Source organism: Microcella sp., assembly GCF_025808395.1.
Lineage (GTDB): Bacteria > Actinomycetota > Actinomycetes > Actinomycetales > Microbacteriaceae > Microcella.
The window spans coordinates 1739526-1752560 of sequence record NZ_CP075524.1; the positions used below are offsets into that span (position 1 = coordinate 1739526).

Annotated in this window: 12 protein-coding genes; 3 read left to right on the forward strand and 9 right to left on the reverse strand. The window is 66.9% G+C overall.

The annotated features are described in order from the left end of the window. Positions 1–94: 94 nt before the first annotated feature. Together KIT89_RS08415 and KIT89_RS08420 are read left to right on the forward strand one after the other, a co-directional pair. Positions 95–823, forward strand: coding sequence for a DUF3105 domain-containing protein (locus tag KIT89_RS08415; RefSeq protein WP_297600233.1), 729 nt, complete (start codon positions 95–97; stop codon positions 821–823). A 2-nt stretch (positions 824–825) separates the two neighbouring features. After that, positions 826–1479, forward strand: coding sequence for a DUF305 domain-containing protein (locus KIT89_RS08420; protein ID WP_297600235.1), 654 nt, complete (start codon positions 826–828; stop codon positions 1477–1479). Here KIT89_RS08420 and KIT89_RS08425 read toward each other — a convergent pair. From KIT89_RS08425 to KIT89_RS08440, 4 genes are all read right to left on the reverse strand, one after another. Further along, complete coding sequence (locus KIT89_RS08425) at positions 1446–3317, reverse strand: ABC transporter ATP-binding protein (protein ID WP_297603947.1); 1872 nt, start codon at positions 3315–3317, stop codon at positions 1446–1448. The two genes, KIT89_RS08420 and KIT89_RS08425, sit on opposite strands and share 34 nt — an antisense overlap. A 66-nt stretch (positions 3318–3383) precedes the next feature. After that, entirely contained in the window at positions 3384–4343 is a 960-nt protein-coding gene (locus KIT89_RS08430; protein WP_297600237.1) for a carbohydrate ABC transporter permease, read from the reverse strand. After that, the gene (locus KIT89_RS08435) at positions 4340–5326 is read right to left on the reverse strand and encodes a carbohydrate ABC transporter permease (RefSeq protein ID WP_297600238.1); all 987 of its coding nucleotides are present in this window, start codon (positions 5324–5326) and stop codon (positions 4340–4342) included. Before KIT89_RS08435 ends, KIT89_RS08430 begins: the two co-directional genes overlap by 4 nt. A 116-nt stretch (positions 5327–5442) precedes the next feature. Further along, positions 5443–6795: an extracellular solute-binding protein gene (locus tag KIT89_RS08440; RefSeq protein ID WP_297600242.1), complete on the reverse strand. Its 1353-nt coding sequence runs from the start codon at positions 6793–6795 to the stop codon at positions 5443–5445. A 398-nt stretch (positions 6796–7193) separates the two neighbouring features. On the opposite strand from KIT89_RS08440, the gene KIT89_RS08445 reads away from it, so the two are divergent. After that, a complete protein-coding gene (locus KIT89_RS08445; RefSeq protein ID WP_297600244.1) occupies positions 7194–8210 on the forward strand; it encodes a LacI family DNA-binding transcriptional regulator in 1017 nt (338 codons plus the stop codon). 98 nt (positions 8211–8308) lie between these two features. Here KIT89_RS08445 and rplL read toward each other — a convergent pair whose 3' ends face one another. From rplL to KIT89_RS08470, 5 genes are all read right to left on the reverse strand, one after another. Further along, on the reverse strand, positions 8309–8698 hold the full coding sequence (gene rplL / locus KIT89_RS08450) for a 50S ribosomal protein L7/L12 (RefSeq protein WP_293171297.1): 390 nt from the start codon (positions 8696–8698) through the stop codon (positions 8309–8311). Positions 8699–8749: 51 nt separating this feature from the next. Further along, positions 8750–9265 (reverse strand): 50S ribosomal protein L10, encoded by a 516-nt coding sequence (rplJ, locus tag KIT89_RS08455; RefSeq protein ID WP_297600250.1) that lies wholly within the window; start codon positions 9263–9265, stop codon positions 8750–8752. A gap of 296 nt (positions 9266–9561) precedes the next feature. After that, entirely contained in the window at positions 9562–10407 is an 846-nt protein-coding gene (locus KIT89_RS08460; protein WP_297600254.1) for an NAD(P)-dependent oxidoreductase, read from the reverse strand. A gap of 9 nt (positions 10408–10416) precedes the next feature. Next, complete coding sequence (locus KIT89_RS08465) at positions 10417–11868, reverse strand: cell wall metabolism sensor histidine kinase WalK (protein ID WP_297600256.1); 1452 nt, start codon at positions 11866–11868, stop codon at positions 10417–10419. Then, positions 11868–12608: a response regulator transcription factor gene (locus KIT89_RS08470; protein ID WP_297600259.1), complete on the reverse strand. Its 741-nt coding sequence runs from the start codon at positions 12606–12608 to the stop codon at positions 11868–11870. The genes KIT89_RS08465 and KIT89_RS08470 overlap by 1 nt, the downstream gene beginning before the upstream one ends. Between the last annotated feature and the right edge of the window lie 427 nt (positions 12609–13035).

The window sequence follows — 13035 nt, forward strand, 5'->3', positions numbered from 1 at the left end:
GGGTTCACAGTACCGGTGCACCACCGGTTCTGGGGAGGGTAGTCGAGAACGCTTCACAGCGGCCGTCAGGAGTTTTCTGACATTCTGGGGGTCGGTGGCGTCGACGATCCGGCGCCTGAGCCTGCCCTCGCACCCCGACTGGAGCACCCCCGTGGCCGAGAACGACACCACTTCTGACGCCGATCTCACCGTCAAGCAGCAGCGTGAGAAGCGCCGCGCTGAGAAGGTCGCCGCCCTCAAGAAGAAGCAAGAGCGCGAGAAGCGCAACCGCATGATCGGCATCGTCGCGGCCTCGATGGCCGGTCTGCTCATCGTCGGCACGCTCGTGACGATCGTCGTCACGTCGGCAACGCCCCCGCGCGACCCCGCCGCGATCGAGATCGAGGGCCTGCAGACGTTCGATTCGCTCGAGGCCGTGCACGTGCAGAGCGCCGTCGAGTACACCATGACTCCCCCGGCGGGCGGCCCGCACAACCCCAGCTGGCTGAATTGCGGCATCTACGAGCAAGAGGTGCCGGCCGAGTACGCCGTGCACTCTCTCGAGCACGGTGCGGTGTGGGTCACCTACGACCCCGAACTCGTGAGCGGCGGCGACCTCGACGCGCTGCGCCGCGCGATGCCGAGCACCTACATCATCTTGTCGCCGTTCTCTGGTCTGCCCGCACCGGTGGTCGCGAGCGCATGGGGTTCGCAGGTCGCCCTCGATGGCGTCGACGACCCGCGCTTGAACGACTTCATCGTCAAGTTCCGCTTGTCTCCTGACGCCCCCGAGCCGGGCGCGCTCTGCAGCCAGTCGCTCGACGGGCCCGGCAAGATCTCGTGACCGTGACGACGCCCCCGGCCCCGGCGGGGCGCGCACGCGTGGTCGTCGCGGTCGGTCTGCTCGTGCTCGTGGCGCTCGTCGTCGGTGTGCTCGTCGGGCGGGTCACCTCACCCGGAACCCCGATGCCCACCGAGTCGAGCGCCGAGGCGGGCTTCGCTCGCGATATGCAGGTGCATCACGCGCAGGCCGTCGAGATGGCGCTGCTGGTGCGCGACCGCACCGACGACCCCGAGATCAGGCTGCTCGCCCTCGACATCGCCACGGCGCAGACGCAGCAGCAGGGGCAGATGTTCGCCTGGCTCGTCATGTGGGGGCTGCCCCAGACCAGCAGCGCGCCCGAGATGGAGTGGCTCTCGCGCCCCGTCATCGACGGCTCTGCCGGGCACGGCGGGCACGACTCGCACACCCCGGGCGAGCCCATGCCCGGTGTGGCGACCTTCGAGCAGATGCAGGCGCTGCAGAACGCGACCGGGGTCGACGCCGAACGCCTCTTTCTCGAGCTCATGATCGCCCACCACATCGGCGGGGTCGACATGGCCGAAGCCGTGCTCGCACGCAGCACTCACCCGCTCGTCACGCCTCTGGCGCGGGGCATGGTGCAGTTGCAGGCGAAAGAGATCGGCTACATGGAAGAGCTGCTCGCCGACCGGTCGTAGTCTGCCGACTGCTGCACGACGAGCCGCGCATAGACTCCGCTGAGAGCGACGAGCTCTGCGTGCGTGCCCGATTCGACGATGCGGCCGCCGTCGACGACGTTGATCACGTCGGCCGCGCTGATGGTCGAGAGCCGGTGGGCGATGGCGATCGTCGTGCGGCCGCGGCTCGCCGCGTCGAGCGCTGCCTGCACGACGCGCTCTGAGACAGAGTCGAGGGCGCTCGTGGCTTCGTCGAGAATGAGCACCGGCGGGTCTTTCAGCAGCACCCGCGCGATCGCGACGCGCTGCTTCTCGCCGCCCGACAGTCGATAGCCGCGTTCTCCGACGATGGTGTCGTAGCGGTCGGGAAAGCTGTCGATGGTGGCGTGGATGCTCGCCGCACGGCACGCGGCCTCGAGCTCAGCATCCGTCGCCTCGGGCCGCGCGTAGCGCAGATTCTCGGCGATCGACGCGTGAAAGAGGTAGGTCTCTTGGCTGACGATGCCCACGTGATCGATGAGGCTCTGCTGGCGCAGCCGGCGCACATCGACCCCTGCCACCTCGACGGTGCCGCCCGAGACGTCGTGCAGTCGTGGCACGAGGTACGAGATCGTGGTCTTGCCGGCACCCGAGGGCCCCACGAAGGCGACGAACTGGCCGGGCTCGATCGTGAATGACACTCCGTCGAGAGTGGGCGGGCTGTCGGCCGCAGCGTCTGGGTAGCGAAACGTGACGTTCTCGAAGGCGACCCGGCCGCGGTGGCGCTCGTCGATGTCGCGAGCGTCTGGCGCTTCGACGATCTGCGGCGCCAGATCGAGATATTCGAAGATGCGGGCGAACAGCGCGCCGCTGGTCTGCAGATCGAGCGCGACCCGCATGAGCCCCATGAGGGGAAAGGTGAGTCGAGCCTGCACCGTCGTGAAGGCGACGATCGTGCCCGCGGTCACCGAGACCTCCTGCTCGATGAGCCATGCCGCCACAAGGTAGACGACCGCGGGAATCACCGAGAGAAAGACGTTCACCGTGGCGAAGAACCATTGGCCGCTCATGGCCAGCTGCACTTGCAGTCGCCGCTGCGTGTCGTTCTCGAGCGAGTAGCGCTCGACCTCGCTCTGCTGCCGGAAGAAGCTTTTCGCGAGCAGGATTCCCGACACGCTCAGCGCCTCTTGCGTGATCGCCGTCATGTCGCTCAGCGACTCTTGGGTCTTGGTCGCGATGCGCGCACGCACTTGGCCGACGCGTCGCTGCGCCACGACCAGCACGGGCAGCAGCACGACCGCCACGATCGTGAGCTGCCAGCTCAGCAGCAGCATCGCCACGAACGCGGCGATGACCGTGACGGTGTTGCCGATGACGCTCGAGACCGTGTTGCTGAGCACGCCGGCGACCCCGCCGACGTCGTTCTGCAGTCGAGACTGGATGATGCCGGTCTTCGTGCGGGTGAAGAAGCCGAGCTCCATCGACTGCAGGTGCGCGAAGAGTCGAACGCGCAGGTCGGCCATCACGCTGTTGCCGATGCTGGCCGTCAGTCGAGTCTGGGCGATGCCGATGCCCGCCGCGAGCACCCAGAGCGCGAGCATGACGCCGACGATCTGCAGCAGCACCGGAACGTTCGGGCTGCCCTCCGGCGGAAAGAGGCCCACGTCGAACGCCTGCTGCGTGAGCAGGGGCGGAGCGACGCTGAGCGCTGCCGAGACCAGCACGAGCGCGATCGTGATCGTGAGGGCGCCGCGATGAGGCCTGAACAGGGCCGCGATGCGCGGCAGCAGGTCGGGAATGCGCGGCGCATCGGCGTTGGCGGCCCGCTGCGCCTCGGCGTCTGCGCTCGAGACGCGAGAACCCCGGCGGCCCCCACCCATGCTCATGGACTGAGCCTAGGCGGCACCACCGGGGTTCTCGGTGTCAGCAAGCGCGACGAGCCGCACTCATCCCTTCGTCGAGCCCGCCAGCAGGCCGCGCACGAAGTAGCGCTGCAGGCTGAAGAACACGATGAGCGGAATGATGAGCGAGATGAACGCCGCGGCTGGGAGTCGCTCGGTGTTGCGACCGAAGTTGCCGACCAGCTCGGCCAGTCGCTGCGTCAGCGGCGCGACATCGGCTGTGCCGCCCGAGAACACGAGCGCCACGAGCAGGTCGTTCCACACCCACAAGAACTGGAAGATGCCGATCGAGGCGAGCGCCGGCAGCGACAGCGGAATGATGATGCGGAAGAAGATCTGCGTGTGGTTCGCGCCGTCGACTCGAGCCGCTTCGATGACCTCTCCGGGAATCTCGCTGATGAAGTTGTGCAGCAAGAAGATGCACAGCGGCAGACCGAAGATCGTGTGCGCGATCCACACCGCGGGGAATGTTCCGCTGATGCCGAGAACGTTCGAGAAGATCTGCAGCAGGGGCACGAGTGCCATCTGCAACGGCACGATCTGCAGCGCGAACACGAGCACGAAGAGCGGGCCAGCACCGGGAAACTTGATCCAGGCGAAGGCATAGGCGGCCATCGTCGCGAGAGCGATCGGGAAGATCGCCGCCGGAATGGCGATGACGAGCGAGTTCACGAAGTACTGGCCCAGGTTCGCCGATGACGCGCCCGAGACCGTCAGCACTTCGAAGTAGTTCTCGAGCGTGAAGCTCGGACTGACGAAGATGTTCCACCAGCCGTTCGAGCGAATCTCTTGCGGCGTGCGGAACGACGAGACCAGCAGGCCGAACGTCGGGATCGTCCACAGTGTGGCGATGAGAATGGCCGCCGCCGTCGCCCACGGCGAGGTGAGCTTCTGCTTGACCCGCCGTGACTTGCTCGGCTCGCGCTCGACCTCGGTGGGGTCGGCGTTCTTCTGGCCGAGCGGGCGATCGAGCTTCTCCTCTGGCCGAGTCGTCGCGTCGCTCATCGGATCTCCTTCTGCTTGCGCATGACGCGCACGTTGTAGATGACGATCGGCATGACCATGACGAAGAGCACGAGGGCGAGCGCTGAGCCCTGCCCGAACTCTCCTCGGTTGAAGGCCTGCGTGTACATCTCGTTCGCGACGACCGAGGTGTCGAAGTTGCCGCCGGTCATGGCTCGCACGATGTCGAACACCTTCAGCGTCGCGATCGAGATGGTCGTGACCACCACGACGAGCGTGCCGCGGATTCCGGGCACCGTCACGTTCCAGAACTGCTGCCAGGGGTTGGCGCCGTCGAGTCTCGATGCTTCGATGATCTCGACCGGCACGCCCTTGATCGCCGCCGAGAGCAGCACCATGGCGAAACCGGTCTGAATCCACACCATCACGACGATCAAGAAGAACGTGTTCCACGGCGAGTTCTGCAAGAACTGCTGCGGCTCTTGACCGAGCCACACGAGAATCTGGTTCAAGATGCCGATCTGCTCGCTGAAGCCCACCGCACGGTACTCGTAGACGAAGCGCCAGATGATGCCGGCGCCGACGAACGAGATGGCCATCGGCATGAAGACGAGCGACTTCAGCACCTTCTCGCCCTTGCTCTTGTCGATGAAGACGGCGTAGGCGAGGCCGAAGACCGTCGACAGCGTCGGAACGAGCGCCACCCAGATGAGGGTGTTGCCGAGGGTGATGAGGATGGTCGGCTCGGTGAACATCCAGATGTAGTTGTCGAGACCGACGAACTCACGGCTGTTGCGGTTGAAGAACGAGATGATCGCCGTGTTGATCGCCGGGTAGATGAGACCGACGGTCAGCAAGATCATCGCCGGGGCGAGGAAGCCCAGCAGCTGCCAGATATCTCGACCCCGCTTCGGGGCCCGATCGGCAAGGAAGAGTATGAGACCGATGGCCGCAGCGAAGGCGGCGAGGCCTCCGAACATGACCCCGAATTTCTCGACGAGGTCAGACCAGAATGCCGACGTCATGCGTTAAACCTCCGTTGGTTTGAGACACACGCTACCTGACGACCTGGCCCACTGAGCAAGCGCTCAGTGGGCCAGGTGCAGGGTTGTTCACATCAGTGGCGGTAGACCACTGAGCCTTACGGGAACGTGCTGTCGATGAACGTCAGCAGTTCTTGCGTGCTGCGGGTGCCGCTGACCCAGTCGACCATGCCGGTCCAGAACGAGCTGGTGCCGACTTCGGCGGGCATGAGGTCAGAGGCGTCGAAACGGAACACCGTGTCTTCACCCTGGAGGATCTCGACCGACTGGCGGGCGAGGTCAGAACCGGCGAGCGACGGGTCGAGGCCCTTGTTCGCCGAGATGACACCACCGAGTGCCACGCGGTTGTTCGCCCACAGGCCGCTGGCCAGGTAGGTCTGAACAGCCGCGGTCGCCTCACGGTCGTTGAACGCCGCGACGAACTCGCCGCCACCGGTGACGGCAGCACCGTCATCGGCGTTCATCGGCGGGGTCAGGAACGCCCAGATGTCGCCGTTCTCAGACACGTCGACGCCAGCGCCCCACTGGGCCTCGTAGAACGAAGCCTGGTGGTGCAGCGAGCAGTTGCCGTCGAGAATCGCGAGGCCACCGTCTTGGAAGCTGGTCGAGATGATCGAGTCGACTCCACCGAATCCGCCGTTGACGAACTCAGGGTTGAGCAAGATCTCGCCGACGAGCTCGAACGCCTCGGTGATCTCGGGGCTCGAGAAGGGCAGGTCGCCCGCGACCCACGCGTCGTAGGCCTCAGGGCCTGCGGTGCGCAGCACGGCGTCTTCGACCCAGTCGGTTCCCGGCCAGCCGGTGGCGTCGCCCGAACCGAAGCCGACGCACCAGGGGCGGTATGCACCCTCGTTGCGCTCGGTCATCTGCTCGGTGAGTGCGACCATCTCGGCCCACGTCGTCGGAACCTCGTAGCCGTTCTCGGCGAAGTCGGCGGGCGAGTACCAGATGTAGCCCTTGACGCTCGCCATCAGCGGTGCAGCGTAGAAGGTGCCGTCGATGGTGCCGTAGCCCTTCCAGCTCTCGCTCCAGAACTCGTCGACGTTGGCTTCGACCGAGGCCGGGGCCGGAACGACGTAGCCGTCGCCGACGAGACGCTGCAGCAGGCCTGGCTGGGGGATGATCATGAGGTCGGGGGCGTCGCCCGCGGCCGCACGCACGTTGATCTGCGTCTCGGCTTCTTGCGTGCCCACGTAGCGGATGGTGATGCCGGTGCACTCCGAGAAGTCAGACCAGCTGGTGACGAGGTCGTCGGCCTCGACGTCGATGATGGTCGCGTAGACCTCGACGCTCTCGCCGTCGAACGTGCCGTACTGCTCGTACTCCGAGCAATCGACGTCGCCGCCGGCTCCCGGCTCTTCGGTGTCGGCCGCACAGCCGGCGAGAACCAGGCTGAGGGCGCCTACTGCCGCTGCAGGCGCTAGAAGCCTGCGTCGGAGAGTGGAACTCATGTGTTTCCTCCTCGTTGAGGTGGTCAGCGCGCCAGCTGGCGCGCGTGGTGGTGATGGTGCAGGGTGCGGAACGTTCGATGCCCTGCGAGCGCCAGTGGACACTCCATCGGGAACCGGTTCCAGGGGTCACGGTACGTCACGGCGCGCGCGCCCGCAACCCGTGTGCCCAGGCCCGTTACCGATCCGTTGCTCAACTCACTGGCTGCGCCCAGATATCTCCGATCGCAGATCACCGCCGCACCCCGTCGTTCCTGGCACCGGTTCCAGGTTCGTGGTATTCGGGCTACACTGGCGCGACGGCGTGCCCGATCGGCCTCAAGCCCAGCGCAGAACGTCGAGCGAGCATCCGTCGCCACCCCGTCGCGAACACGCCGCAGTCCAATGGAGGGCCCGAGGCAATGAGCATCTTGGCCGATGTCGCCCGCATCGCGGGCGTCTCGAAGTCGACGGCGTCGCGCGCCCTCAGTGGCCGCGGGTATGTCTCTGACGACACACGCCGGCGGGTCGAGGCGGCAGCGGCAGAACTCGGCTACGTGGTGTCGAGCACGGCGGCGAGCCTCGTCACCGGCCGAACCCGCAACGTCGGCGTCGTGATTCCCTACATCAATCGCTGGTACTTCGCCGAAGTGCTCGAGGGCATCGAGAAGGCACTCATCAGGTCGGGCTACGACCTCACGCTGTATCGGCTGAGCATGGACACCGACCTGCGGCGGCGAGTGTTCGACTACTTTCTGGTGCGCAAGCGCGTCGACGCCGTCATCGCCGTCACGATCGCGCTCAGCCCGCACGAAGTGCAGATGCTGCAGGCGCTCGGCAAGCCCCTCGCCGGCATCGGCGGTCGCATCGCCGGCATACCCTCGCTCTCGATCGACGACATCGAGACCGCACGACTCGCGACCGAGCACCTCATCAGTCTCGGACACCGCCGCATCGTGCACGTCGGGGGCGACCAGAACGAGCAGATGGACTTTCGTGTGCACTCGCAGCGCTACACGGGCTTCTGCCACGCGCTCGCCGACGCGGCGATCTCGACCGACGGGGCGTTCAGAGAAGCTGACTTCTCGATTCCGGGCGGCTACTCGGTGGGCCTCTCGCTGCTCGGCGACCCGCGCACCCGCCCGACGGCGATCTTCGCCGGCTGCGATGAGATCGCCATCGGCATCATGATCGCGGCTCGGCAGCTCGGCATCAGCATTCCCCAAGAGCTGTCGATCATCGGCATCGACGACCACCCCATGGCCGAGATGTTCGGCCTGACGACCCTCGCGCAACGACCCGGCTCGCAGGGCGACCGTGCCGTCGAGTTTCTCATCTCGCAGATCGAGCACGCCGATGCCTCGGTGCCCGACGAGCACGTGGTCTTGCCAACCCAGCTCATCGTGCGCACCTCGACGGCAGCCCGTCGCGACGCCTGACCGCCCCCGGTTCGCCCCGCAACGCAGCAGTGCCCGGCGCCGCTCTCGCGGAACCGGGCACTGCAAGGTCGCAGCTGAAGCCCCCTTCGGGGCGTCGACTACTTGAGGGTGACGGTGGCGCCAGCCTCTTCGAGCTGAGCCTTGGCCTTCTCGGCGGCCTCCTTGTTCGCACCCTCGAGCACGACACCGGGGGCGCCGTCAACGAGAGCCTTCGCCTCACCGAGGCCGAGGCTGGTGAGGGCGCGCACCTCCTTGATGACCTGGATCTTCTTGTCACCAGCGGCCTCGAGAACGACGTCGAACGAGTCCTTCTCCTCAACCTCTTCAGCGGCGGCTCCGCCACCGGCGGGGCCCGCTGCGGCCACGGCGACGGGGGCCGCGGCGGTGACCTCGAAGACCTCTTCGAACTTCTTCACGAACTCGCTGAGCTCGATGAGCGACAGCTCTTTGAACGCCTCGATGAGGTCGTCAGTGCTGAGCTTGGCCATGATTTCTCCTTCTTGCTTCGGTGGGTGTGGTGTGTCGTCAACCGGTCAGCGTCAGCTGCCGGACTCTTGCTTCTGCCGCAGGGCGTCGACCGCGCGGGCGGCCTGAGCCAGCGGCGCGTTGAACATGTACGCGGCACCGAACAGCGAAGCCTTGACGGCGCCGGCCAGCTTGGCCAGCACCACTTCACGGCTCTCGAGCTCGGCGAGCTTGCTGACCTCGGAGGCGTCGAGAGGCTTGCCGTCGAGGTAGCCGCCCTTCACCACGAGGTTGGGGTTCGCCTTGGCGAAGTCACGCAGAGCCTTGGCGACGTTCACGGGGTCTCCGTGCACGAACGCGATCGCAGACGGGCCAGCGAGCATGTCATCGAGTGAGTCGATGCCTGCCTGGTTCGCCGCGATCTTGGTCAGCGTGTTCTTCACCACGGCGTACGACGCGTCGTCACGAATGCTGCCGCGCAGCTGCTTGAGCTGCGCCACCGTGAGACCGCGGTACTCGGTGAGCAGTACGGCGGTCGAGCTGGAGAAAAGTTCTGTCAGCTCGGCGACCGTTGCTTCCTTGTTCGCCATGGTGCTCCTCTTGTTGGGGTTGGTCTTGCCATGACCACCCGGCACACATGACGAAAGGCCCCTGCGCATGCGCACGAGCCTCTTCGCGCACCCGATTCAGAACTCGGAATGCACGGCTTCAGTTCATTGCACCTGCGCGGGCCGTCGCCAGCTTCGTGAGAAGCCTGCGAACCTTCGATCGTCATGCGCCGCTCGCACACGAGGTGCTCGAGCAGGCACGCCGATAACCGGCGGTCTATGGCAAGAGGCCAGCATACGGTACGGCGAGCACGCACCGCAAAGCGAACGAGCGCCGGCTATACGTGGTCGAGCCACGAGTGGCTCGGAGCGTACCCGAGGTCTCGCCGAGCGGCGTCGATCGAGAGCAGGGTCTCGCGGCCGGTGACGGGGCGCGAGAGCGGAACTTCCGCGAACTCCTCCGCCATCAGCGCCGCCGAATCGCGCCGCATGACCGTGTCGGCGGCCGCGATGATGTAGGTCTCGTACCCTGGCCCGCGCACCGTGAGCGCGCGCTCGACCGCGTGGGCGCCGTCGCGGCGGTCGATGTACCCCCAGAGGTTCCAGCGGCGCACCGAGGCGTCGTCTTGCCACGACTCGAACTCGGCATAGTCGTCGGTGGCCATGACGTTGCTGAAGCGCAGCCCCGTGATCGAGAGCGATGGCGTGATGCGGCACAGCTTTCTGCCGAACTCTTCTTCGAGGTGCTTGCCGATCGCGTACATGAAGTTGGGTCGGGTCGGCTGGCTCTCGTCGATCGGTGCCGAGGGCGGCGGCTCGGTGAGCGGCAGGCCGAGCAGCGTCTCGCTCGACGCGTGCACGATGCGGCTGATGCCCGCCCGACGGGCGGCCTGGAACACCGCGATCGTCATCGACAGGTTCTCGTGCAGCAGCACCGTATCGGGGCGGATGCCCGGCGCGGGTGTCGCCGCCAGGTGCACGATCGCGTCGAGGCCGTCGTGACGTTCTTCGACCCCCGCGAGGGCGTCGAAGACCTGGCCCGCGTCGGTGAGGTCGACCCGCACGAATTCCTCACCGGGGGCGCCGACGGCGTCGAGACCGGTCACGGAGTGCCCGGCCTCGACCAGGTGGGTGACGACGGCCTGCCCGAGTTTTCCGGCCGAACCGGTGACGGCTACACGCATGGCCCGAGCCTAGGCGGTCTCGGTCGCGTCGTCTGATTCGGTGGCGGCGAGCGGCACGCTGACGCGGAATACGGTCTCGCCTGGCTGCGACGAGAAGCTCACCTCGCCATCGTGCGCCTGCACCACCGCCGCGACGATCGCGAGGCCGAGGCCCGTCGACCCGGTGGCGCGCGATCGCGACGTGTCGGCGCGGGCGAAGCGCTCGAAGAGCACGGGCTGAATATCGGGGGGTATTCCCGGCCCGGTGTCGACGACGGTGACGATGGCCCGACCGTCGAGCACGCCGAGCGCCGCCGTGACGCGAGTGCCCTCGGGCGTGTGGATGCGCGCGTTCGCCAGCAGGTTCGCGATGACCTGATGCAGGCGATGCTGATCGCCCTGCACGATGACGGGGTGCGACGGCAGCCGCTCGACCCACTCATGGGCGGGCGACGTGGCGCGGGCATCTGCGACGGCATCGGCGACGACGCTCGCGAGATCGACGGGGTCGTGTCGAAGCTCGCGCCCCTCGTCGAGTCGCGCGAGCAGCAGCAGGTCGTCGACGAGTTCTGACATGCGCACCGACTCAGACTCGATGCGAGCGAGGGCGTGACGAATGTCGTCGGGCAGCTCGTGCCCGCTGCGGCGGGTGAGCTCGCTGTATCCGCGAATCGCGGCGAGCGGCGTGCGCAGTTCGTGGCTGGCATCGGCGACGAACTGGCGCACCTTCTGCTCGCTCGCCTGTCGAGAGTCGAACGCCTGCTGCACGTGGTCGAGCATGCGCGTGAACGCTGCGCCCAACTGCCCCACCTCGGTGGTCGGGTCGGTGTCGAGCTGGGGCAGCCTCTCGGCCAGAGCGACCGCGCCTCGATCGAGGGGCAGCGTCGTCACGGCGGTGGCCGCCTCGCGCACCCGGGTGAGCGGGCGCAGGCCGAGGCGTACGACTTCGCGGCCCAGCACGGCCGCGCCGATGAGAATGCCGGCGAGCACGGCGGCGATCACCGCACCGAGCCGCGCCACCGTGATCGACACGTCTTTGGTCGAGATGCCCACGATGAGCACGGCGTCGGCGGCCGTCGGCGTCGCGAGCACCCGAAACTCGCCGAGACCGGCGGGCAACCGCACCGTGTCGGGGTGCCCGAGCGCGCGGGCGGCGAGCACTCTCACCTGCAGCGGCGTGAGCTCGCGCACGACGGCGTCATCATCGAGGTAGGCAGCCACGGCGCTGCCGTCGGCCTGCACCACGCCGATGAGCGAGCCGAGCGGCAGCCCGGGCCCGTCGAAGCTCGACGCCGGGCCGCGGCCCGGTGCCGAGATGCGCTCGATGCGGCTCGTCGTGATGCGCAGTTCGTCGTCGAGCTGCGCGAGCAGGCTGGCACGCACGAAGTAGACGCTGAGCACGCCGATCGCGAGCGTGGCGATGAGCAGCAGCGCCAGAATTCCTGCGACCAGCCGCTGGCGCAGCGACCAGCCGCCGACCATCAGTTGACCGGCTTGATCAGGTAGCCGACCCCGCGCACGGTGTGGATCATGGGCGGGCCGAGCGTGTCGATCTTCTTGCGCAGATACGAGATGTAGATCTCGACGATGCTCGAGCGGCCGCCGAAGTCGTAGCTCCATACCCGGTCGAGAATCTGCGCCTTGCTGAGCACGCGTCGCGGGTTGCGCATGAGGTAGCGCAGCAGCTCGAACTCGGTGGCGGTCAACTCGATCTGCGTGTCGCCCCGCTGAACCTCGTAGCTCTCTTCGTTGAGCACGAGGTCGCCCACGCGAATCTCGGGGTCTGCCCGTTCGCTGACGACGAGCGCGCTGCGGCGGATGAGTCCGCGCAGCCTGGCCACGAGCTCTTCGAGGCTGAACGGCTTGGTGACGTAGTCGTCGCCGCCCGCGGTCAGCCCGACGACTCGATCGTCGACGGAGTCTTTCGCGGTGAGGAAGAGCACGGGAACATCGGCGCCGTCGGCGCGCAGTCTGCGCAGCACCTCCAAGCCGTCGAGGTCAGGAAGCATGATGTCGAGCACGACCACGTCTGGAGCGAACTCGCGGCCGTGCTGCAGGGCCTGCTGTCCGGTCAGGGCGGTACGCACATCCCACCCCTCATATTTCAGCGCCATCGAGACGAGGTCGGCGAGCGACGGTTCGTCGTCGACGACGAGTGCTCGAACCGGCGAACCGTCTGGGCGCGTCAGGCGGGGAGTCTCAGGAAGCTCGTCGTGGGCCATCGTTCTAGTCAGCCTCACCACCCTATGAGTCACCTAGGAGCCTGCCATGCCCGTGATGGCTGCAGCATGCCGCGAGCCCCGGCCACGAGGGGTAGGTGGCCGGGGCTCGGGGAGCCGGAGGAAGTGGCTCAGGCGCGGTGCGCGCCGCGGGGCTTGCGCCCCGTTCCGGCAACGCCGGCGATGAGTGCGAAGAAGCCGATGAGCGAGAGGATCAGCACCAGGGGAAGAGAGATCATCGGTCTCACCAGCTTTCTTCGAACGTGTCAGGCGGGCATCGGCTTCGGGTGTCGATGTCGGCACTGTGGGGGACACGGGTTGTCCCCCTGCAACCAGTGTGCGTTAAGCGAACAGTGCTCGCAGTCCCCCCTCCGGGGGTGTTTCGGTCCCCACTATGGGGGACTCACTGTTTCACTTTTTGTACCCCGAC

Bases quoted from the DNA above. Each gene is read 5' to 3' on its own strand.
- KIT89_RS08425 (WP_297603947.1), bottom strand. From the start codon at position 3,317: ATGGGTGGGGGCCGCCGGGGTTCTCGCGTCTCGAGCGCAGACGCCGAG.
- KIT89_RS08430 (WP_297600237.1), bottom strand. From the start codon at position 4,343: ATGAGCGACGCGACGACTCGGCCAGAGGAGAAGCTCGATCGCCCGCTC.
- KIT89_RS08435 (WP_297600238.1), bottom strand. From the start codon at position 5,326: ATGACGTCGGCATTCTGGTCTGACCTCGTCGAGAAATTCGGGGTCATG.
- KIT89_RS08440 (WP_297600242.1), bottom strand. From the start codon at position 6,795: ATGAGTTCCACTCTCCGACGCAGGCTTCTAGCGCCTGCAGCGGCAGTA.
- KIT89_RS08445 (WP_297600244.1), top strand. From the start codon at position 7,194: ATGAGCATCTTGGCCGATGTCGCCCGCATCGCGGGCGTCTCGAAGTCG.
- rplL (WP_293171297.1), bottom strand. From the start codon at position 8,698: ATGGCCAAGCTCAGCACTGACGACCTCATCGAGGCGTTCAAAGAGCTG.
- rplJ (WP_297600250.1), bottom strand. From the start codon at position 9,265: ATGGCGAACAAGGAAGCAACGGTCGCCGAGCTGACAGAACTTTTCTCC.
- KIT89_RS08460 (WP_297600254.1), bottom strand. From the start codon at position 10,407: ATGCGTGTAGCCGTCACCGGTTCGGCCGGAAAACTCGGGCAGGCCGTC.
- KIT89_RS08465 (WP_297600256.1), bottom strand. From the start codon at position 11,868: ATGGTCGGCGGCTGGTCGCTGCGCCAGCGGCTGGTCGCAGGAATTCTG.
- KIT89_RS08470 (WP_297600259.1), bottom strand. From the start codon at position 12,608: ATGGCCCACGACGAGCTTCCTGAGACTCCCCGCCTGACGCGCCCAGAC.